Below are 21,800 nucleotides of genomic sequence, written 5' to 3'. Positions count from 1 at the left end.
GAAACCGTGAGCTATAGTTAAAATAGGATAGAATTTATAAATGAAAGAAATAATACTCTTTGCGAACTTAGCGTAAATCTTTGCTTCCTTTGTGGTTAATGCGATATGGATCTTGACATCTTAATGAAAAAAAGTATCATAAAAAAAACTCCTCGATTGAGGAGTTTTTTTTATGATATAAGTAAAGAGCTTATTTTGCAATATTTACTGCTCTTGTTTCTCGTATTACTGTTACTTTAACTTGACCTGGGTAAGTCATTTCGGTTTGTATTTTTTGTGAGATATCAAATGATAGGCTTGCAGCATTGTCATCAGATACTTTTTCGCTTTCTACAATAACACGAAGTTCTCTACCAGCTTGAATTGCATAGGCGTTTTTAACTCCATTAAATCCGTAAGCTACTTCTTCAAGGTCTTTCAAACGTTGGATGTAAGAATCTAATACTTGTCTTCTTGCACCTGGTCTTGCACCTGAAATAGCATCACAAACCTGTACGATTGGTGATAATAGTGACTTCATTTCGATTTCGTCGTGATGCGCACCAATTGCGTTGCAAACTTCTTCTTTCTCACCGTATTTCTCAGCCCATTGCATACCTAATAAAGCGTGAGGTAAATCACTTTCAGTATCTGGAACTTTACCAATATCGTGAAGTAAACCAGCTCTTTTAGCTAATTTAACGTTCAGTCCCAATTCGGCAGCCATAATACCACACAATTTAGATACTTCTCTAGAGTGTTGTAATAAGTTTTGACCGTAAGAAGAACGGTATTTCATACGTCCAACAACTTTAATTAATTCAGGGTGTAAACCGTGAATTCCTAAGTCTATAACAGTACGCTTTCCTACTTCAATGATTTCGTCATCAATTTGTTTAGCTGTCTTAGCCACAACTTCTTCAATACGTGCTGGATGAATACGCCCATCTGTAACTAATTTGTGTAAAGCCAAACGCGCAATTTCTCTACGAACAGGGTCGAAGCAAGAAAGGATAATTGCTTCAGGAGTATCATCTACAATGATTTCAACGCCAGTAGCAGCTTCAAGTGCACGGATATTTCTACCTTCACGTCCAATGATTCTTCCTTTTACATCATCTGATTCGATATTGAACACAGATACACAGTTTTCTACTGCTTCTTCAGTTCCAACTCTTTGGATAGTATTGATGATGATTTTTTTAGCTTCTTGTTGTGCTGTAAGTTTTGCCTCTTCAATAGTATCTTGTATATAAGACATCGAACTGCTTTTTGCTTCAGCTTTTAAACCTTCCATTAGTTGGTTTTTAGCTTCTTCGGCAGAAAGTCCTGAAATAACTTCTAATTGCTGTAATTGACTTTTGTGTAATTTGTCAACTTCAGCTTGTTTTTTGTCTAAAACCTCAATTTTAGTATTGTACTCTTGTGTTTTAGCTTCGTAATCATCATTAGTCTTTTTAGCTTTCGACAATTCATTAGAAACTTGAGATTCTTTGTCTCTAACTCTTTTTTCTACTTCAGCTACTTTTTTATCTCTTGCAAGAATTACTTGTTCGTGCTCTGATTTTAATTCAATAAACTTTTCTTTTGCTTGAAGAATTTTATCTTTCTTAATGTTTTCAGCTTCTAGATTAGCATCTTTTAAAATGGATGCTGCTTCTTTTTTTGAATTTTTGATTAAATTGGAAATATTGCTTTTCTCAATGATCTTGGCTATCCCAAAACCTGCTGCAATACCTATAATTCCTGAAATAATGATCGTTATTATACTGTCCATGTTTGTTAAAATTTATATATAAAAAAGCCTACATTAGGTTGCTTGTATAAACTCGAAAAGACAAGTTTTGAGCTAACTCACTGTTCAAGTTTCCTCGCCGAAGCGTGGCATGCTTTAGTAGTGATGATTTGCTCATTCTAATTTGTTAGTGTTGAGTTTACCAAATATGAACTAATGTAGGCAGTATCTTAGTTTCTGTAAAGAACGTTTAATTTTCGAGATATTGATCTAAAAGGGTATTTAATCTTTTAATTCGTTCGATAGTTTCGTCACTATCAATTACTTTATCAATTTGTTTTTGCTCTACTTGAGAGGCAAATTGTAATGCACACATGGCTAAAACGTCCTGTTTGTCGCGAACAGCATAGTTTTCTTCAAATTGCTTTATCATCACATCAATTTTTTTAGAAGCGCTCCTAAGGCCTTCTTCCTGAGAGAGATCTACCGTTAATGGGTAAACTCTGTCTGCGATTGATATTTTAATTTTAAGCTTTTCGTCCATGTTGTTACTAGTCTGATAGTTGTGCTATACAGTGATCAATTTCACGAATTAATGAATTTATTTTAAGCTTTGTATCTCTTTTATTATCGTTACTGCCAAGTAAAGAATTGGCGATTTTGAGTGTTTCGTACTGCTTTTTCAAGGCCTCAATCTCTCCGGACTGTCTTTGTATAGTCTGTTTAGCCTCTATTAATTCTGACTTTAGTTCTTGATTGTTCTTTTCTAAACCTTTTAGCTTCGCAAAAAGTTTTTCAACTTTATATTCAAGAGTATCAATTATTTCGGCAATTACACTCATTACAAATCCTATTCATTACTTAATCATACAAAGTTAGTATTCCTTTTTATTAATGCAATATTTTATCGATTTTTTTGCATTAAAAATAGCAAATTAATGGAATTCAAGGTATTGTATTTCGTAGTTTTCCTAATTATTTTACTAACTTTTTTTTATCTTAGCAAAAATGTAAATCATGAAATATTCTGTACTTTTTCTCCTGTTTTGTAATTTTATTTCTGCTCAGACAGATTATCCAAAAGACTATTTTAGACCTCCTTTGGATATTCCGATGCAGCTTTCGGGGAATTTTGGGGAACTAAGACCGAATCATTTTCACGCTGGTTTTGATTTGAAAACGAATCAAAGAGAAGGTTTAAATGTGTATGCTGTTGCTGATGGTTATATATCTAGGATTAAAATTTCGACTTTCGGGAATGGGAAAACTTTGTATGTAACCCATCCAAATGGATATACATCTGTATATGGGCATCTGCAAAGTATGGTAGGTTCAATCCAGGATTATGTAAAGAAGACACATTATAAAGAGAAGTCTTTTGAAATTGAAATGTTCTTAAAACCTGGTGAAATGACTGTTACTAAAGGTCAATTAATAGGCTTATCTGGGAATACTGGATCATCAGAAGGGCCGCATTTGCATTTTGAATTTCGTGATTCAAAAACAGAATTTGTTATAAATCCTATGTTTTTTGGTTTTGATAAATATATAAGAGACACCAAAAAGCCTGTTGTTTCTAATTTATATGTTTATCCGCTTGATGATAAAACGATAGTTAATCAGTCAAAAATACCTTTAATGCTTAATTTGTCATTGCAAAAAGACGGAACATATTTGTCTAGCAGTGTAGCTACAAATGGGAAAATTGGTTTTGGAGTTACTGCTGTAGATTACGATGATGTTTCTTTTAATAAAAATGGAGTTTATAAAGTAGAATCTTTTTACAACGGAAATTCAAACTATGGATATGAGTTCAACACGTATTCATTTGATGAAATGAGATATATAAATGCTTTGATCGATTATTCTAGATATAAAAAAACAGGTCAAAGAGTACAAAAGTTGTTTATGAAAACTCCTTTTGCTTTGAGTATTATTAAAAAAGATTCGCTTAATGGGGTGCTTCCAGTTGTTCCAAATCTAGCTTCGGCATATCGTATAGAAGTTTCGGATTTTTATGGAAATACCAATACAATTAATATTCCTGTTCAGTACAATTCATTGCCTGCAGTTGTAGATTCAAAGCCTGTGGAGTCTAAATATTTGATGAAATATAATAAAGATGCTAATTTTTCTAAAGATAATATGTCTGTATTTTTTCCTGCAGGAACATTTTATGATGATTTTAATTTGAATTTTGATGTAAAAAATGACCGTATTTATGTTCATGACGATACTGTTCCGGTTCATTCTAATTTTACAATAACTATTGAGGATGATAAATATCCTGAAAATCTTAGAGACAAAGTATATATTGGTAGAATGACTGGTAAGAGCAGTAGTTATAATGCGACATCACGAAAAGGGACAGAGTATAAAGCAAAGTCAAGAATTTTAGGTCAATTCGGATTGGTTGTTGATACAATTAAGCCAACAATAAGCATTGCAAAACCAATTGAAGGTAAATGGATAAGCGATGTAAAGAAAATCCAGTTTACAATTAGTGATGGTATGTCGGGGATTAAATCCTACAATGGTTATTTAAATGGAAATTGGATATTGTTTGAGTATGATAATAAAGCCAGAAAAATAACTCATGATTTTAATGATGGAATTGTTGCTGAGGGAGCAAACGATTTAAAAATAGAAGTTGTTGATAATGTGGGGAATTCTGCTATCTTTGAGACACGTTTTTTTAGAAGTCAAATAAAATAAAAATATAACGCTTGAATAAGAACCTACTATTTGTTTCCCTTTTATTGTGTATTGGTTTTGCTTCGTTTGCTCAGAATGCCCGAGTAAAAGGAATAATCCTAAATGAAAACAATTTACCTGTTACTGATGTAAATGTTTCTCATTCAGGAAATGTTACACAGTCTAATTCGGATGGTTTTTTTGATATTTCAATACCATCTAATAAAAAAGTAATTATTATTTTTACTCACGTTTCTCAGAAAATGATGGCAGTAACAGTAACTTTAAAACCGAATGAAATATTCGTTTTGAATCCTGTTATGAACAGTTATGCTGAGCAAATGGGAGAGATTGTTGTTATGGCAAATAAAAAACGCATACAAGGAATTACAACTGTAGACCCAACTACTATCAAGAAAATTCCAGGTGCCAATGCGGGAATCGAAAACATATTAAAAACATTACCTGGAGTAAATTCGAACAATGAATTAAGTACACAATATGCCGTTCGAGGTGGGAATTATGATGAGAATCTTGTTTATGTAAATGAGATTGAAGTATATCGTCCTTTTTTAATTCGCTCAGGGCAACAAGAAGGCTTGAGCTTTACCAATACAGATTTGGTTCAGAATGTTGATTTTTCAGCAGGAGGATTTCAAGCAAAGTTTGGAGATAAGCTTTCGTCAGTATTGGATATTACATATCGAAAACCAACTCAGTTTGGTGCCTCTTTTGAAGCAAGCTTGCTTGGTGGAAGTATTGCTGTCGATGCAGTTTCTAAAAATAAAAAATGGTCAGCAATCACAGGAGTTCGTTATCGAAATAATAGTATGCTTGTAAATAGTCAGGATACACAGACTAATTATACGCCTTCTTATACCGACATCCAAACAAATATTAATTATGTTGCTTCTGCAAAATGGCAATGGAGTTTTCTTGGTGCTATTTCTCAAAATAAATATTTGTATGAGCCATTAACCCGAGAAACGAAATTTGGAACTATTGATAAACCAATGGCGCTTGCAGTATATTATGAAGGGCAGGAGAGAGATAAATACGATACTTATTTTGGAGCAATAAAATCAACATATGCTCTTTCTTCGGATTTTACGTTAAAATTCATAGGCTCGATATTTCACACACAAGAACAGGAACATTATGATATTTTAGCACAATATCGCTTAGGTGAGGTAGATAGTGATGGCTCGGTAGTTTTACAAGAGGTAAATTATACGAAAGGAATTGGAACGCAATTAAATCATGCGCGAAATGATTTAGATGCTTTAATTGTTAATGCTGAATTAAAAGGAATTTATAATTGGAATGATAATCTTCTGGAATGGGGAGTAAAATATACTCGTGAATCTATACGTGATCGTGTGGCGGAATGGGAGGTAATTGATTCAGCTGGATTTTCTGTAAATCCACCAATTGTAAATTTTCCTAAAAATAATCAGCCATATGAATCTTATGCAGGGCCGCTTTTGCCGTATCAAAATGTGAGGGCAATAAATTTTAATACTATAAATCGATTTTCAGGTTATGCGCAATGGAGCCGAAAAGGAGTTTTAGGTTCTAGTGAAGTTTGGTATAATGCTGGAGTCCGTTTTCAGGATTGGAAAGTGTCAGGGGGAATTGTTGAGGGTAAAAACCAGTTGGTGTTTAGTCCGCGTGCACAATTTGCAATAAAACCAGATTGGGATATGGATATGGTTTTTAGGGTTTCGGGTGGATTGTACCATCAACCGCCATTTTATAGAGAATTGCGAAATGAAAATGGAGAAGTGTTACCAGATACCAAAGCGCAGCAATCGGTACATGTAGTTTTAAGTAATGATTATAGTTTTAAAATGTGGAATCGACCTTTTAAACTTGTTTCGGAGTTGTATTATAAAACATTGTCAGATGTAAATGTTTATACTATAGACAACGTTAGAATTAGATATGTTGCTGATAATAATGCGAAGGCTTATGCCCAGGGTTTGGATTTTAGATTAAACGGTGAGTTTGTTCCAGGAACAGAATCATGGTTTAGTTTTGGGTATTTAAAAACCGAAGAGAATTATGAAAATAAAGGATATATAGCAAGACCAACGGATCAGCGATTAAAATTTGCACTCTTATTTCAGGATTATATGCCTAATATTCCGAGTGTAAAATTGTATTTAAATATGGTTTATAATACAGGGTTGCCTGGAGGATCTCCTTCGTATTCAGATCCGTATTTATACCAAAACCGACTCAAAGATTACCGTCGGGCAGATGTTGGATTTTCTAAAGTTTTTATTGATAATAATAGAGTCGCAAAAAGCAAACTATTTAAAGAATTTAAAGAATTGTCTTTAGGATTTGAAATCTTTAATCTTTTTGATAATAAAAACGCTATTACTAACACTTGGGTTCGGGATGTATATTCTAAAAATCAATATGCAATTCCTAATTATATGACTTCTAGAGTTTTTAATATAAAATTAACTGCTAGGTTGTAATAACCAATGAAAAAGCTAGTTTAGAATGTATAAATTGACTGTAAAGGGGTGAACCATTTTTAAAATTCATTACATTTGAAATTATTTTTTAATAAAACAACATGAGAAAATTACATATATCTATTATAAGTCTTTCTGTTTTACTCTTAGTGAGTTGTAAAAAAGAAATCGAAAAACCAAAGGTTACTTATGATGCTTCAACAGCTTCAAAAGTAATTGCTAAGGTCGATTCCACGCAAGTTGCAATTGCTGATTTGCCAATTCAGATGGAAGGAACAGATTATTTAATTCACCCAGTTGGAGATGTAAGAGTTTATGAAAGAGGTGTTAAAGCACGTTATGGCTCATCGAGTGTGAATGATATAAGTTTTACAATTTCGAATATTGGGGAATATGAAATTACTGGATATTTGCAAAATTTAAAATTTCAGAAAATAGATTCAGATTCAATAAGACCATTGACGGATAAGGCGGTTTTGATACAAACGGCGACTTATTTAAAAACAATTGCCGATAAAACACATAACCATGTTATGGTATATACCATGGTGGATATGGATACTAATAAAGACGGAAAATTAGATACTAGCGATATAAAAGCATTGTATTTAAGTGATATTAGCGGAGAGCGATTTGTTAAGGTTTCTGAAGATTTTCAAGAGCTAATAGATTGGAGTGTTATAGATTCGAAAAATCGTTTGTATTTTAGAACTATTGAGGATACTAATAAAAATGGACAGTTTGATAAAAATGATGTTTTACATTATAATTATATTAACCTAGGAATTAAAGATTGGAAAGTGGTTAGTTATAAGCCAATTTGATATTTATAATTATATTAAAATATCACTTTCAAGATCTGATTTTTCTATATCAAAATCATGACCTAATTTGTGAACCAAATCGATTACGAGTTTCTTGTACCAGTTCTCTGATTTGGGGTGAATGTATATTTTTTCGATAAGATATTTAAGATTGACATTAATTCTTAATCCGTCATTGATTTTAATATCGCTTTTAGAGGTATCTGTAATAATGCGTACTTCGCGTTCATATTGAAAACTTTTTCTTTTAAATAAAAACGGAAAGAATAAATCGTCAAAAGGGATGTATTCTTTTTTGTAATCAATATAGTTTACTTCTCCTATATATTGATCAAAATTATTCTCTGGTTTTAAAGCCTTTTGTAATCTTCCAATGGTAGATTGAATTGCTAATCCTTCGCTATTTTGAGTGAATATCTGCCACATGGCAAATGATTCGTATTCATTGATGTGCCAACTGCTTATTGCTACTTTTTCGCGGTGTATTTTATAGTAATTTATAAAGTCAGGATTGTCTATTGCGAGTTTTTTAATCTCTTCGTAAGTAGGTTCGCTAAATGTCCCCTCATACTGATCTTCAAATTTGTCAGAACGAGACATAAAAAGTTTTTTAGACATCAATAGGTCCAAGAATTTAGATAAATCCAAGTATTTCCATACTATCGTATTAGGGTCTTCAGGTAAGTTTATGTTTGAATTGTGACGATACATAGGCGTTTATATATTGATTCGTTGCTGGTAAGCGTTTTTAATTCATTTAAAAAGGGATTTTATAGAATCCAAAAAAAAAGGTGTTTCATTTTTTGATAAGTCGCTTCCGACTCTTCGAAAAATGAAACACCTTAAGATAAAATTTAGGATATCTATGTATTAATTGTCTTTATTTTCAATGGGTTTACATCTTACGTATCCCTAAATTATGAAAAATTATTCAAACGATTGCATAGTAACTAATTTATTATAGGTTCCGTTTAAAGCTATTAGGTTCTCATGAGTTCCTTGTTCTACAATTTTGCCTTTTTGCATAACAACAATTAAATCTGCTTTTTGAATAGTAGATAAACGGTGAGCAATAACAATTGAGGTACGGTTTTGCATCATGTTCTCAAGGGCAACCTGAACAAATTTTTCGCTTTCGGTGTCTAGTGCAGATGTTGCTTCATCTAGAATCATAATCGGAGGATTCTTTAATACGGCACGAGCAATTGATAAACGTTGTTTTTGTCCGCCAGAAAGCTTGTTTCCGCTATCACCAATATTAGTGTAGATGCCTAGGGGTAGTTCGCTTACAAATTCAAAAGCATTGGCTATTTTTAGAGCTTCAATAATTTCTTCATCAGTAGCATCTAGTTTTCCTAATGAAATATTAGCTTTTATGGTGTCATTAAATAAGATACTGTCTTGAGTAACTAGTCCCATCAAGCCACGAAGAGAATGTAAAGACATATCCTTGATATTGATGTTGTCAATCTTTATACTGCCTTCGTTTACATCGTAAAAACGAGTTAGGAGATTGGCAATTGTGCTTTTTCCGCTACCAGATTGTCCAACAAGAGCAACAGTTTGTCCTTTTTTTATTTCAAGAGAAAAGTCTTTTAATACATTTTCTTTCTCATATTTAAAGTTGATGTTTTTTATTGTGATGTCTGAGTCAAAAGAAGATTTTTCGATAGCATCAACTTTGCTTGTAATAGGGTTTTCTTGGTCAAGAATTTCTAATACACGTTCTGCTGCAGCGTTCCCTCTTTTTACCCCGTAAGATGCTTTAGAGATTGCTTTTGCAGGAGTAAGGATATTGTAGGCTAAACCCATATAAGCGATAAATGAAGCTCCGTTTAATGTTTTTTCAATTAAAACCATTTGGCCACCATACCAAAGTAAAATCGCAATCACCATGATTCCCATAAATTCACTTGCAGGAGAAGCTAAGTTTTGACGATTACCAATGCTGTTTGATAGTTTAAAGAAACGTTGAGTAGAATTCTGGAAAACACTATTGAAATAATTCTCAGAATTGTATCCTTTTACCACTTTTAATCCGCCTAGAGTTTCTTCAATAGTAGATAAAAATGTTCCTTGTTCTTGCTGTGCTTTAGTTGATTGTTTTTTTAATTGTTTTCCTATCAATGATATTATATATCCAGAAACAGGAATGAAAATAAAAACAAAAAGAGTTAATTGCGGGCTTATGGCAAGCATAGCAATGATGGTAAATATAATAGTTAGTGGTTCTTTTACAATAAGTTCTAAAATTGCAAGAAATGAAGACTGAACTTCGCTAACGTCACCAGCAATACGAGAAATAACATCACCTTTTCTTTTTTCTGAGAAAAATGATAAAGGTAATTCAAGTGTTTTTTTGTACATCGCATTTCGCATATCTCTTAGAACACCATTTCTTAAAAAAGTAATGAAAAACATAGCGAGATAATCGCATAGATTTTTTAATAAAAATATCGAAATAATTACCGCCACCATTACCGATAGAGTGTATCCTACGCCATAATTATCAGTTGCTTGTGTGATAAAATAACTTAAGTAATTTTCGGCGTAATCTTTTATTTCCCAAATGCCCTTGTAAACGGGTATTGTGGTGTTTCTTTTTGTTTGGTCAAATAATACCTGAATCATAGGAATTAATGCCATAAACGAAAGTGTGCTAAATAATGCATAAAGAATATTAAATAAAATATTCATGTATGCGTATCTTTTATAAGGAAATATAAAAGGAAATATTCTTTTGAAATTGTTCATTCAAGATGTTTTTTATTTTTTAAATCAACTTTATAAGTCAGAAGTAAAAAAATTAATTCAATTGCATCGCAGCAATAATGTTTTTTATCTTTTTATCTAAAATAGCATCAGTTGTATCAAAATCTTCAACAGAATCTAATTGAGTGTTTACGCTAATGTAGAATTTAATTTTTGGCTCCGTTCCGCTTGGTCTTGCGCAAATTTTAGAGCCATCTTCAGTATAATAGATTAGTACATTCGATTTTGGAATAGTCATTTCAGATACTTCACCGCTCAATAAGTTTAATGCTGTTGATGATTGATAATCTTCTACCATTATTACTCTTTGTCCGTTTATTTCTTTTACAGGATTTTCACGTAAATTAATCATCATCTGATTAATTTCTTGTAACCCTTCGATTCCTTTTTTTGTTAATGCAACCAAATGTTCTTTATAGAATCCATGCTCAACATAAAGGTTTAAGAGTTCTTTGTAAACAGAGCTTCCGTTTGCTTTTGCTTGTGCAGCCATTTCGCATATTAATAAAGTTGCAGCAACAGCATCTTTATCGCGAACGGCATCTCCAACCATAAAACCAAAACTTTCTTCTCCGCCCCCTATAAATTCAAGTTCAGGAAAATCTTTAATCATTTTAGCAATCCATTTAAATCCTGTTAAGCCTATTTTGCATTCAACGTCATAACTTGTTGCAAGTTCCATCATCATAGGAGTCGAAACAATAGTAGATCCTATAAATTGTTTTCCGTTAATTTTACCTGCTTTTTCCCATTCTTGTAATAAGAAAGCAGTCATCAAAATCATGGTTTGATTCCCATTCAGCAAAATCATTTTACCTTCATTATTACGAACAGCAACTCCTAAGCGATCGCAGTCAGGATCAGTTCCAACAACAATATCCGAATTTGTTTTATCAGCTAACACTAGTGCCATTTCTAATGCCTCAGGCTCTTCTGGGTTAGGTGATTTTACCGTAGGGAAATCACCATTCGGAACAGCTTGTTCAGGTACAATATGTACATTAGTATAACCTGCTTGAGATAAAGTAGGAGGAATTGATTTTATAGAAGTTCCGTGTAAAGATGTAAAAACGATTTGTAAATCCTCTTTAGCTTTAGCTGGAGTATTGAAGCTTGCGTTTTCAATAGATGACTTGATAAAAGCGTTGTCGATTTCAGTATCGATGTATTCAATTAATTTCTCGTTAGCGTGAAATTTAATTTTAGCATAATCTAGGCTTTCGATAATGGCAATGATTTCAGCATCTTGTGGAGGAACGATTTGTCCACCATCTTCCCAGTACACTTTGTATCCATTATATTCAGGTGGATTATGTGATGCGGTAAGTACAATACCACATTGACAGCCTAAATGTTTAAGTGCAAAAGATAATTCTGGAGTCGGACGCATATCCGAAAACAAATAAACATGAATTCCATTTGCAGAAAAAACGTCGGCCACAATTTTAGCAAGCGTGTTGCTATTGTGGCGACAATCGTAAGCAATCGCTACTTTTAAAGTTTTGTCAGGGAAAACTTTGTGCATATAGTCAGAAAGTCCTTGTGTATTTCTTCCAAGCGTGTATTTATTGATTCGGTTGCTACCAACACCCATAATACCACGCATTCCGCCTGTTCCGAATTCTAAATTCTTGTAAAAACTTTCTTCAAGATCTTTAGGCGATGTCGTCATCATCTCTTTAATCGCCTCTTGTGTTTCATTGTCAAATGCTGGCGTTAGCCATTCGTTTACAGCAGTTAAAATGTTAGGTGCTATATTCATTTGTATATTATTTTAAATTGTAAGTCAAAAAAAGCTATTTCAGGAGTTGTTACAATTTCTTGAAGCAATCTCCTGCTATTCGCTATATCTTTATGTTTTTAAAGAAAAAACACAAAGGATGCCGCTGCTATCAGGGCTAGTATTTTGTTATAAATTAACCTGATTGGCTATTTTATAACGCTCTTCGTTATTTTTGGTACGCAAAATAATTTCGCCCAAGAAACCAGCAAGAAATAATTGAGTTCCTAATATCATAGTTGTTAATGCGATAAAGAACCAAGGATTGCTTGTAACTAAATTATAACGCATTCCCATATACATATGGTATAATTTGGATATTCCTATATAACCAGCTAATAAAAATCCAATGATAAACATAAACGATCCAATGGCACCAAATAAGTGCATTGGTCTTTTTCCAAATCTAGAAAGAAACCAAATCGTAATTAGGTCAAGGAATCCGTTAACAAAACGTTCCATTCCGAATTTAGTTTCGCCATATTTACGAGCCTGGTGTTGTACTACTTTTTCTCCAATTTTGTTAAAACCAGCATTTTTTGCTAAAACAGGGATGTAACGGTGCATTTCACCCGAAACTTCAATATTTTTAACAACTGTATTTTTATAAGCTTTTAAGCCACAGTTAAAATCATTCAATTCAACTCCCGAAGTTTTTCTGGCAGCCCAATTGAATAATTTTGATGGTAAATTTTTTGCTACAACAGAGTCGTAGCGTTTCTTTTTCCAACCCGAAACCAAATCAAATTTCTGGTTAGTAATCATTTCGTATAATCCCGGAATTTCTTCTGGACTATCCTGTAAATCGGCATCCATAGTAATGATAACATCGCCATTTGCTTTAGCAAAACCAGCATGTAAAGCTTGCGATTTACCAAAGTTCTTCATGAAGCGAATACCTTTTACGTTTGGATTTTCATTAGAAAATCCTTCAATAATATTCCAAGAATTATCTGTACTACCATCATCTACAAAAATGATTTCATATGAGTAATTGTTAGATTTCATCACTTTAATGATCCATGTGTATAGTTCTGTAAGTGACTCCTCTTCGTTAAGAAGCGGTATAAGTATAGATAAATTCATTTATTTATTTTATTCTTGATGTGTAGTTTTGCTTTTAAAAATGGCAGCCATAATTAATCCTAATATAGAATAACCAACAATGCTGAAAACCAAAGCTTTTAATAGTTCAGCTGTAGCGTATGGGTTACTTTCTTTCATTTTTGCTAGAGTTTCGTTTATTACCGACGCAGGAGTTCCGAATTTTTGCAATGTTTCAGCCATATATTTTCTGATTAATTCACCTAGAGTTTCTTTTGCGCTAGGGTCAATAACGTTAAATAAGATAATGTTGAAAAAAGTTGAAATTAAAATCCCTACAAGGATAGCAACGAAATAAGTTGTAAAAGCATCTTTAAAAGAGAAAATACCCTTTAAATCTTTTTTAGTTTTTGATAATAAAGTAATAGTAATTATTAGAAAAATAACAAAAGTCATGCCTCCAATCCAACCTGAAACAAATAATTTAAGATCGATCGCGTACATAATTGCAGTGATAAGAGCTAAAACAGCACCTATAATTATACCATAGGTAATTCCATTCTTTTTTATAACTTCATTAATCATAATTTATATGTTTTAAAATTAATCCACAAATATAACAATTCCCAATATAATCATGGATAAAAAATGCTTTTCGATTTTGGATAAAAAAAAATAGGCAAATGTTTGTTTATTGAAAAAAATATGTAAATTTGCAGACTGAAATAATTAAAAGATTTTAAACAAAAAGAGTAGTTGCATTTACACCTTTTTCTAACCACGAAGAAGCTTCAAAATTAAAACGCTCCAAACAATAAATAAAAAGAAAAGATGAAAAAAGGAATTCACCCAGAAAATTACAGATTAGTTGCTTTCAAAGACATGTCAAATGAAGAAGTTTTTGTTACTAAATCTACTGCAGATACTAAAGAAACAATAACAGTTGATGGTGTTGAATACCCACTTGTAAAAATGGAGATCTCTAGAACATCTCACCCTTTTTACACAGGTAAATCTAAACTTATCGATACTGCAGGACGTATTGATAAATTCAAAACTAAATACGCTAAACACGCTAAATAATTTTAGTTTGTTTTTAAATAAATCAAAGCCTTCCTTTTTGGGAGGCTTTTTTGTTTATTATACAGTCTTAATGCTTGATTTAGAGTGTTTATGGTTTATTGAAACAAATAAAATATTTGTAACTTTGAAGTCGATAACCAAATCAAGATTTTAAAATATTGCCAAATTAAATTAATATATGAATTACATTCTATTCGATGGACCCGTCCGGAATGCCTTGTTGCCTTTTACGTTTACCCGACCTGTTGCTGATATCTTGATCGGAATAATGACAATACGTCAAAAATGGGAGATGCATTTAGGATCAACTACAACAACAATAACCGAAGAGTATCTATCAGAGAAATATCCAATGGTAGAGCTTGAGGAAAACGTAATGATAAATGCTTCGTTTTTACCAAATTATGATTTAGCGGAACTAGTTTCGGATTTAAAAGCAAATCAGGCTATCTTTAAAGGAGAAGAAGTTATTGCTTTTTATACAAGTGAAAATCAAGAAGAGGTTGATTTTGATACTTATGAAATTATTCAATACAGCGGTAATTGTATAACTGTAGAAAATACTTGGGATATTTTCTCAAAAAATGACGCTGCAATACGTGAAGATTTTAACTTTTTAACTGAAGATAGAAAATCGCAACCAATCCCTAAAAGTGTAAATACAATTGCTCCTGAAAATATTTTTATAGAAGAGGGTGCAAAATTAGAGTTCGTTACTTTAAACGCATCTACTGGGCCTATATATATAGGTAAGAATGCCGAAATCATGGAAGGTTCTGTTATTCGTGGACCTTTTGCTTTATGTGAAAATGCACAAGTTAAAATGAATGCTAAAGTTTATGGAGCTACAACTGTAGGAGTAGGTTCTAGAATAGGAGGAGAGGTGAAGAATTCCGTTCTGTTTGCAAATTCGAATAAAGGACACGATGGATTTTTAGGAGATTCAGTTTTAGGAGAATGGTGTAATATAGGTGCGGATACTAATAATTCGAATCTAAAGAACAACTATGAAGAAGTAAAGCTTTGGAGTTATGAAACAGAAGGATTCGCTAAAACTGGACTTCAGTTTTGTGGTTTAATGATGGGAGATCATAGTAAGTGCGGAATCAATACAATGTTTAATACAGGAACAGTAATAGGAGTTAGTGCTAATATCTTTGGTACAGGATTTCCTCGCAACTTTATACCAAGTTTTTCTTGGGGAGGAGCAGCTGGTTTTACAACATACGTTACCAAAAAAGCTTTTGAGACTGCTCGATTGGTTATGGGGCGCAGAAATATTGATTTTGACGAAAAAGAAGCAGCAATTTTAGAGCACATTTTTGAAGAAACAAAAAAATGGAGAAAAGACTGATTTAATTAGATAATGAGTCAATTTTAAAATTGGATAATATATTAAACCCGACAAGTTTTTAAAATTTGTCGGGTTTTTATTTAGTTAAATACTATTTATCGATTTTGGTAAAATCGCCTTTTAGGTTGAATTTTAATTCTAAGCCATTGGTTAGTTTTGTTTCATAGCCAAAAGTTCCTATTTCTATTTTGGTTATTTTTTCTTTAGGAAAATTTACTTTTATGTAAGTAGCAATTTTTTTAGGAATAATAGAGTTTGGGATTTTAGCGCCTTTGCCATCAACTTCTTTCCAGTTTCCTTTTTTATCAAATTCTATTTCAATTTTATTATCAAATTGAACTTTGTATTCTGTAGAGAGGATCTCTTTGTCCTGCAATATATAGCTGGGTTTTTTAGATCCGAAGTGAGTCTTTAAGAAAGTTTGTGCATTTGCCGGTAAGGCTTCTTTTTTTATTACCGTTTTTTGTGCATTTGCAGAAAGTCCAAATATTAATCCTGCAATAAGGCAAACTACTAAGTTTAATTTTGTTCTCATGTTTTTTCTGATTTTTAGATTCTTATACAAGGTAAGATAAAAAAAATAAAATATGTAAGAAAAATGATGAAACTTAAAAATTGGAGGAGTCAGGAGTTTAATTGTATTGTTGAATACTCTAATTAATATATCTTTGCACCACGAAAAAAAAAGGTTGTCAGTTATATGATTAACCGATTAAATAAATTCACACGAAGTAATGATTACAGTTAACGATATTTCAGTTCAATTTGGAGGAACTACATTATTTAGCGATGTTTCTTTTGCTATAAATGAAAATGATAAAATTGCCCTTATGGGTAAAAATGGTGCGGGAAAATCGACACTTTTAAAAATTATAGCAGGACAAAGCAAACCTTCTACTGGAAGTATCTCAGCTCCGAAAGAAGCTGTTATAGCTTATTTGCCTCAGCATTTATTGACTAAAGACGGTTCGACTGTAATGGAAGAAGCATCAAAAGCTTTTGGTGAAATTTTTAGAATGAAAGCTGAAATAGATGAAATCAATGAGCAGTTAACTGTTCGTACTGATTATGAAAGTGATGCTTATATGAAGTTAATCGAAAGAGTTTCGGACTTAAGCGAGAAATATTATGCAATCGAAGAGGTTAATTATGAGTCTGAAGTTGAGAAAATCTTAGTTGGTTTAGGTTTTGATCGTGAAGATTTCGGACGTCAAACTTCAGAATTTTCTGGAGGATGGAGAATGCGAATCGAATTGGCTAAAATCCTTTTGCAGAAGCCAGATTTAATTTTACTAGATGAGCCAACCAATCATATGGATATTGAAAGTATTCAATGGTTAGAAGATTTTTTAATAAATGCTGCAAAAGCAGTTGTAGTAATTTCGCATGATAGAGCGTTTGTAGATAATATTACCAATCGTACAATTGAAGTTACGATGGGAAGAATCTACGATTATAAAGCTAAATATTCTCATTATTTAGAACTAAGAAAAGATCGTCGTATTCATCAACAAAAAGCATACGATGAACAACAAAAAATGATTGCTGATAACAGAACTTTTATTGATCGTTTTAAAGGAACTTTTTCAAAAACTGATGCGGTTCAGTCTCGTGTTAAAATGCTTGAAAAATTAGTGATTGTACAAGTTGATGAAGTAGATAATTCTGCACTTAAATTAAAATTCCCACCAGCAGCACGTTCAGGACAATATCCTGTTGTGGTTAAAGAATTATCTAAATCATATGGTGATCATGTTGTTTTTAAAGATGCTAACATAGTTATCGAAAGAGGTGAAAAAGTTGCTTTCGTTGGTAAAAATGGAGAAGGTAAATCGACTATGATTAAAGCAATCATGAAAGAGATTGGTATCGACGAAGGAAGTGTTGAGATTGGTCATAATTCTCAAATTGGGTATTTTGCTCAAAATCAAGCTTCTTTGTTGGATGAAAATGCTACCATTTTTGAAACTATCGATGCTATTGCTGTTGGAGATGTTAGAACGCAAATTAAGAACATTCTTGGTGCTTTTATGTTTCAGGGAGATGATATTACAAAGAAAGTAAAAGTGCTTTCAGGAGGAGAGAAAACTCGTTTGGCAATGATAAAATTATTGTTAGAGCCAGTTAATTTATTGATTCTTGATGAGCCTTCGAATCACTTAGATATGAAAACAAAGGATATTATTAAAGATGCTTTACGTGATTTTGATGGTACTTTGATTTTAGTTTCTCACGATCGTGATTTTCTTGATGGATTAGCGACTAAAGTTTTTGAATTTGGTAATAAACGTGTTAAAGAACATTTTGAAGATGTTGCTGGTTTCTTAGCGCATAAAAAAATGGATTCAATGCGAGAGATAGAAAAATAGTTTTTTATTATAATGAAAAACGGCATAAGTTTAATTCTTATGCCGTTTTTTTATGTCTTATAGTTAGAAAGTTTATGCTTCTTTTAAAGCACTTTTTTCTTGTAGTATAAAGCGATAAAGGCAGCAATTGAGCAAACTAATCCAATAATAACCATATTCCAAATAGGTTGTGTTGTTTGTGAAAAAGTTCCATCTTCGATGATTAAAATTCTAAAAGCTTTTAAAAAATGTGTTAATGGGATCACATTCGCAATTGCTTGCACAGCTTGTGGCATTTGACTTAAAGGCCAAGTAAATCCGCTTAGAATAAAGCTAGGAGTTGCAATAACCATTAGAACTTCTGTAGCTTTTAATTGATTAGGAATCAAAATACTTACTAGAATACCAATAAAAGAAACTGATAGTACAAAAATCCCAGCTATAAATGTAAGTGGGAGGAGGTTTTCGTAAAATGGAAGTCTAAACCATAAAGTAAATAGCCAGTATATAAACCAAATACCAAAACTCATTAACATATAAGGAATGATTTTTACAGCCATTAGATTTAAAATCGAAGGGCATCTTTTGACTAAGTCTTTAAAGGTTCCGTTTTCAAACTCAGAAGCAAAAGAAAGTGCTAATCCCAGTAAGAGAACTTGTTGCAAGACGGTTGCCAAAACACCTGGCCAAAGGAAATACATATAGTTGGTGCTTCGATTGTATTTCTTTATAAAAGTTGTTTTAAAAGGTTCGTATTGTGACATAAGTAGGCCTTCAGGTACACCTTGTTTTCTTAAAGTTTCAATTTGAATACCAGCCTTTAATGTTCCAAGACAAACTTGTATTGCTGTTGATGCGTAATTAGCTGTTAAGACATTTGATGTATTTACAATGGTAGTAATTTCAGGATATTTTTTTGTGAGAGTCATTTTTTCAAAACCCTTTGGGATGATAACGACACAAGTAGCCTCTTTTTGAATGGCAATCTCAGAAAGATTATTTTGATCATATAGAATTGAAGCTATATGTACAACTTCATTGTCTTCAAACATCTGAATTGCTTTTGAACTCATTTCAGTACGATCTTGATCGACTACAATTATAGGTAAATCGGTCACTTTACCTTTGCCGTAAACATAGCCTAATAAAACACCATAAAGTATTGGTGCGCCAATAAAAAGCAATCGAAGCACTTTGTTTTTCCAGAATAATTTGAATTCCCGTTTAAGCAATGAAAAGAAATTTTGCATAGTTAAAGAGATAAGGTAACAGTTGTTTTTGTAATTAAATCTTTTGTTTCATTGCTATTAGAAGGAGTTATTTTTATTTCGAATAAACTTTCCTGCATTTCGTAATCTGGATAAGCAGTTGCAATGTTACCGTATGCTCCCAGTTGTTTTATTGTGCTAATATTTCCTTTAATGTCGATTTTCTTGTAAGGAATATGTACGGTTACTTCTTGTCCTTTTTTAAATTTTTCTAGTTGATTTTCTGGTATCGTAAAGCGGAAGTAAGTACTGTTAGCAATATAACCATTAAATAAGGTGTAACCTGGTAATGCCAGTTCGCCGATAGTTAAAGTTATGGTTTCAATGCTCATGTCTTGCGGGGCTACAATATAGCGTTCTTTGTCGGCAGTTTCTACTTCTTGTAATGCTCCCAGAGCTCTGTCTTGTTGGCCTAAAGCCATTGTTTGTTGCTCAATACGAGCTCCCTTTTTTGCATCGTCTAGTTCAGCAATAACAGCATTATATTGGGCTTGTGCTCCTTGGTATTTAGCAAAAGTCTCGTCATAAGTCTGCTGAGATATTAAGGAGTCTTTAAGCATGTTTGTTAATCTTTTAATCGATTTTTGAGCAAATTCATATTGTTCTTTTAGTCCCATTTTTTTTGCTTCCAATTGCTTAATTTGGTTTTCTGTAGCTCCTTTTACGGCCATTCTGTATTGGGCTTTTGCAGATATAACAGCTCCTTCGGCCTGATTTTTTTTAGCATCTACTTCTGGAATATCAAGAATTGCAAGCGTGTCTCCTTTTTGGACAATATCTCCTTCTTTGACAAATATTTTTAAAATTTTGCCAGGAATTTTGCTAACAACAGCAATTTGTTCTTTTTCTATTTTTCCCTGAATCAAATTTTCTTTTTTCTCTTTTTCGCAACTTGTAAAAATGAAAATTAAATGGATTATAATAATTGCTTTTTTCATAAAATAGAACTTTTATTTAGATAGTTTTTTTGATAAATCGCCAGTAGCAATTATTGTTTCAATAGCTGATAATCGTTGATCGATTAAAGTAGTTGTTTTGTTTACAGATGCTTTGTAAGAATCATTTTCGGCTTCAAGGCGTTCTGATATATTGATAAGACCTTCTTTGTACTGTTTTATGGCAAGATTTAAATTATTACCTGCTACTTTTTCTTGTTGTTGAGTAATGTCAATTTTTTGTGTTAAGACACTATAGTCAACTAAGTTTTTTTCAAGTAGTAATTCTAACTTTTCTTTGGTGTCATCAATTTGATTCTGCATTTGTTCAATATTGATTTTTGCTTCGTGTACTTTGTGTTTTCTTTCAAAACCAGAAAACACTTCCCATTTCATTGCAGCACCAACAACCCAGTTATTGCTTATAGTCGCTTCGTTTAATCCTAGGTATAAAGCTTGATTTATACCGGTAACTATTGGTGTTGTAGCATTAGCATTAAATAAACTTGAATACGAAACACCCCCAAATGCTCCTAAAGTTGGTAAATAAGTACCTTTTTCTTTCTTTAGTAAATACTCGTATGCAGTTTTAAAAGATTCTAGAGCTTTTATTTCTTGCTTGTTTTGAGTGTTTAATTTTTGATCTGTAATTAAATAAGGAACCAAGTCGTATTTCACATTCTCTATTTCGGGAATCGTATACCCTGTTAAGTATTGAATTTTTTTATAAACTAATTTTCGTTTGCCGTCCAGTTCAATTTTTTTAGACGCTAATTCAAGTGAAGCTAGTTTGATTTTGTCTCTATCGTATGGAATTGCTAAACCTTGTTCTATTGCTTTTGTGACACGCTTCGTTTCAGTGTCTAATCGTTTTTCGCTTTCTTTTATAAGTCTGTCAATTTCTTTTAACAATTCTAATTGATCAAATGTGTTAATGACATCTTTTATGATTCCATCTTTCTCCGATTCTTTTAGAAATACAGTTCCTTTGGTTTTTTCATGTATTGCTTTGGCTCCGTTTGGGATTTGCATACCACTAAATAAAACTGTTTTTGCCATTACACTTCCGTTAAAAATATTTCCATAATTTTTAAAAGCTGTTTTTCCATCAAATAAAGGATAGTTTACAATGGGAATAGTAGCTGTTGGAAGATCTACAGTTAGTTTATTGTCGAAATAAGTGTATAATGCACTTGCTTCGACAGTAGGAATGTATTTGTTCCAAACTCCTTTCTCTTGAAGGTTTAATTTTTCAATATCTAAATCTTTGTTTTTTAAAGAAGTGCTTTTTTCTATAGCTTTATGAATGGCTCCTTCTAAAGTTGGTGAGACTTCAATTTGAGCATATCCGTAAGTTAAGGAAAGAAAGAAGAAGAAAATAGGTAAAAGTTTTCTCATTGTATTTTTATTTCTATGATATGGTAAAACGTGACAGATTTTGTAAGGTACTACAGGAAAAATGAGCGTGTTTAAAATGTGGATATAAGCAAAGTTA

18 protein-coding genes are annotated in these 21,800 nt (G+C 32.3%); 6 read left to right on the top strand and 12 right to left on the bottom strand.

Annotated elements, in window-relative coordinates:
* Positions 1-190: 190 nt before the first annotated feature.
* The 3 genes from rny to EAG11_RS13260 all read right to left on the bottom strand — a co-directional run bounded on the left by rny (position 191) and on the right by EAG11_RS13260 (position 2,556).
* Complete coding sequence (gene rny, locus EAG11_RS13270; RefSeq protein ID WP_129539592.1) at positions 191-1,756, bottom strand: ribonuclease Y; 1,566 nt, start codon at positions 1,754-1,756, stop codon at positions 191-193.
* 208 nt (positions 1,757-1,964) lie between these two features.
* Positions 1,965-2,258: a cell division protein ZapA gene (locus tag EAG11_RS13265; RefSeq protein ID WP_129539591.1), complete on the bottom strand. Its 294-nt coding sequence runs from the start codon at positions 2,256-2,258 to the stop codon at positions 1,965-1,967.
* A 7-nt stretch (positions 2,259-2,265) separates the two neighbouring features.
* The gene (locus tag EAG11_RS13260; RefSeq protein ID WP_129539590.1) at positions 2,266-2,556 is read right to left on the bottom strand and encodes a hypothetical protein; all 291 of its coding nucleotides are present in this window, start codon (positions 2,554-2,556) and stop codon (positions 2,266-2,268) included.
* A 175-nt stretch (positions 2,557-2,731) separates the two neighbouring features.
* Here EAG11_RS13260 and EAG11_RS13255 point away from each other — a divergent pair, with 175 nt between their 5' ends.
* The 3 genes from EAG11_RS13255 to EAG11_RS13245 all read left to right on the top strand — a co-directional run bounded on the left by EAG11_RS13255 (position 2,732) and on the right by EAG11_RS13245 (position 7,721).
* A complete protein-coding gene (locus EAG11_RS13255; protein WP_129539589.1) occupies positions 2,732-4,429 on the top strand; it encodes a M23 family metallopeptidase in 1,698 nt (565 codons plus the stop codon).
* An 11-nt stretch (positions 4,430-4,440) separates the two neighbouring features.
* Positions 4,441-6,897, top strand: coding sequence for a TonB-dependent receptor (locus EAG11_RS13250; RefSeq protein ID WP_242499155.1), 2,457 nt, complete (start codon positions 4,441-4,443; stop codon positions 6,895-6,897).
* 101 nt (positions 6,898-6,998) lie between these two features.
* Positions 6,999-7,721, top strand: coding sequence for a hypothetical protein (locus EAG11_RS13245; protein ID WP_129539588.1), 723 nt, complete (start codon positions 6,999-7,001; stop codon positions 7,719-7,721).
* Positions 7,722-7,730: 9 nt separating this feature from the next.
* On the opposite strand, the gene EAG11_RS13240 is transcribed toward EAG11_RS13245, so the two are convergent.
* From EAG11_RS13240 to EAG11_RS13220, 5 genes are all read right to left on the bottom strand, one after another.
* Positions 7,731-8,432, bottom strand: coding sequence for a hypothetical protein (locus EAG11_RS13240; protein ID WP_129539587.1), 702 nt, complete (start codon positions 8,430-8,432; stop codon positions 7,731-7,733).
* Positions 8,433-8,648: 216 nt separating this feature from the next.
* Positions 8,649-10,475 (bottom strand): ABC transporter ATP-binding protein, encoded by a 1,827-nt coding sequence (locus EAG11_RS13235; RefSeq protein WP_129539586.1) that lies wholly within the window; start codon positions 10,473-10,475, stop codon positions 8,649-8,651.
* Positions 10,476-10,527: 52 nt separating this feature from the next.
* A complete protein-coding gene (locus tag EAG11_RS13230; RefSeq protein ID WP_129539585.1) occupies positions 10,528-12,255 on the bottom strand; it encodes a phospho-sugar mutase in 1,728 nt (575 codons plus the stop codon).
* 147 nt (positions 12,256-12,402) lie between these two features.
* Positions 12,403-13,359 carry a glycosyltransferase family 2 protein gene (locus EAG11_RS13225; protein ID WP_129539584.1) on the bottom strand — a complete coding sequence of 319 codons (957 nt, stop codon included), beginning with the start codon at positions 13,357-13,359 and terminating at the stop codon, positions 12,403-12,405.
* Between the two features lie 9 nt (positions 13,360-13,368).
* Entirely contained in the window at positions 13,369-13,902 is a 534-nt protein-coding gene (locus tag EAG11_RS13220; RefSeq protein ID WP_129539583.1) for a DUF4199 domain-containing protein, read from the bottom strand.
* A gap of 246 nt (positions 13,903-14,148) precedes the next feature.
* On the opposite strand from EAG11_RS13220, the gene EAG11_RS13215 reads away from it, so the two are divergent.
* Both EAG11_RS13215 and EAG11_RS13210 read left to right on the top strand, forming a co-directional pair.
* Positions 14,149-14,400, top strand: coding sequence for a type B 50S ribosomal protein L31 (locus EAG11_RS13215; protein ID WP_129539582.1), 252 nt, complete (start codon positions 14,149-14,151; stop codon positions 14,398-14,400).
* Between the two features lie 178 nt (positions 14,401-14,578).
* Complete coding sequence (locus tag EAG11_RS13210; protein WP_129539581.1) at positions 14,579-15,754, top strand: GlmU family protein; 1,176 nt, start codon at positions 14,579-14,581, stop codon at positions 15,752-15,754.
* A 91-nt stretch (positions 15,755-15,845) separates the two neighbouring features.
* On the opposite strand, the gene EAG11_RS13205 is transcribed toward EAG11_RS13210, so the two are convergent.
* Positions 15,846-16,289, bottom strand: coding sequence for a PepSY-like domain-containing protein (locus EAG11_RS13205; RefSeq protein WP_129539580.1), 444 nt, complete (start codon positions 16,287-16,289; stop codon positions 15,846-15,848).
* A gap of 199 nt (positions 16,290-16,488) precedes the next feature.
* Between EAG11_RS13205 and EAG11_RS13200 the strand changes: the two genes are divergently transcribed.
* Positions 16,489-18,123, top strand: coding sequence for an ABC-F family ATP-binding cassette domain-containing protein (locus tag EAG11_RS13200; RefSeq protein WP_129539579.1), 1,635 nt, complete (start codon positions 16,489-16,491; stop codon positions 18,121-18,123).
* Positions 18,124-18,206: 83 nt separating this feature from the next.
* Here the strand turns inward: EAG11_RS13200 and EAG11_RS13195 are convergent, their stop codons facing one another.
* Genes EAG11_RS13195 through EAG11_RS13185 form a run of 3 tightly spaced genes read right to left on the bottom strand, consistent with a single transcriptional unit; the run spans position 18,207 to position 21,703 of the window.
* Complete coding sequence (locus EAG11_RS13195) at positions 18,207-19,352, bottom strand: ABC transporter permease (protein WP_129539578.1); 1,146 nt, start codon at positions 19,350-19,352, stop codon at positions 18,207-18,209.
* A 2-nt stretch (positions 19,353-19,354) separates the two neighbouring features.
* Entirely contained in the window at positions 19,355-20,308 is a 954-nt protein-coding gene (locus EAG11_RS13190; protein ID WP_129539577.1) for an HlyD family secretion protein, read from the bottom strand.
* A gap of 12 nt (positions 20,309-20,320) precedes the next feature.
* Positions 20,321-21,703, bottom strand: a complete 1,383-nt coding sequence (locus EAG11_RS13185) for a TolC family protein (RefSeq protein ID WP_129539576.1) — start codon at positions 21,701-21,703, stop codon at positions 20,321-20,323.
* Positions 21,704-21,800 lie beyond the last annotated feature (97 nt).

This window comes from Flavobacterium sp. 140616W15 (assembly GCF_003668995.1).
Taxonomy (GTDB): Bacteria; Bacteroidota; Bacteroidia; order Flavobacteriales; family Flavobacteriaceae; genus Flavobacterium.
This window is presented reverse-complemented; position numbering and strand designations above follow the sequence as displayed.

Excerpts from the sequence above, each read along its gene's own strand:
- rny (WP_129539592.1), bottom strand. The coding sequence starts at position 1,756 with ATGGACAGTATAATAACGATCATTATTTCAGGAATTATAGGTATTGCA.
- EAG11_RS13265 (WP_129539591.1), bottom strand. The coding sequence starts at position 2,258 with ATGGACGAAAAGCTTAAAATTAAAATATCAATCGCAGACAGAGTTTAC.
- EAG11_RS13260 (WP_129539590.1), bottom strand. The coding sequence starts at position 2,556 with ATGAGTGTAATTGCCGAAATAATTGATACTCTTGAATATAAAGTTGAA.
- EAG11_RS13255 (WP_129539589.1), top strand. The coding sequence starts at position 2,732 with ATGAAATATTCTGTACTTTTTCTCCTGTTTTGTAATTTTATTTCTGCT.
- EAG11_RS13245 (WP_129539588.1), top strand. The coding sequence starts at position 6,999 with ATGAGAAAATTACATATATCTATTATAAGTCTTTCTGTTTTACTCTTA.
- EAG11_RS13240 (WP_129539587.1), bottom strand. The coding sequence starts at position 8,432 with ATGTATCGTCACAATTCAAACATAAACTTACCTGAAGACCCTAATACG.
- EAG11_RS13235 (WP_129539586.1), bottom strand. The coding sequence starts at position 10,475 with ATGAACAATTTCAAAAGAATATTTCCTTTTATATTTCCTTATAAAAGA.
- EAG11_RS13230 (WP_129539585.1), bottom strand. The coding sequence starts at position 12,255 with ATGAATATAGCACCTAACATTTTAACTGCTGTAAACGAATGGCTAACG.
- EAG11_RS13225 (WP_129539584.1), bottom strand. The coding sequence starts at position 13,359 with ATGAATTTATCTATACTTATACCGCTTCTTAACGAAGAGGAGTCACTT.
- EAG11_RS13220 (WP_129539583.1), bottom strand. The coding sequence starts at position 13,902 with ATGATTAATGAAGTTATAAAAAAGAATGGAATTACCTATGGTATAATT.
- EAG11_RS13215 (WP_129539582.1), top strand. The coding sequence starts at position 14,149 with ATGAAAAAAGGAATTCACCCAGAAAATTACAGATTAGTTGCTTTCAAA.
- EAG11_RS13210 (WP_129539581.1), top strand. The coding sequence starts at position 14,579 with ATGAATTACATTCTATTCGATGGACCCGTCCGGAATGCCTTGTTGCCT.
- EAG11_RS13205 (WP_129539580.1), bottom strand. The coding sequence starts at position 16,289 with ATGAGAACAAAATTAAACTTAGTAGTTTGCCTTATTGCAGGATTAATA.
- EAG11_RS13200 (WP_129539579.1), top strand. The coding sequence starts at position 16,489 with ATGATTACAGTTAACGATATTTCAGTTCAATTTGGAGGAACTACATTA.
- EAG11_RS13195 (WP_129539578.1), bottom strand. The coding sequence starts at position 19,352 with ATGCAAAATTTCTTTTCATTGCTTAAACGGGAATTCAAATTATTCTGG.
- EAG11_RS13190 (WP_129539577.1), bottom strand. The coding sequence starts at position 20,308 with ATGAAAAAAGCAATTATTATAATCCATTTAATTTTCATTTTTACAAGT.
- EAG11_RS13185 (WP_129539576.1), bottom strand. The coding sequence starts at position 21,703 with ATGAGAAAACTTTTACCTATTTTCTTCTTCTTTCTTTCCTTAACTTAC.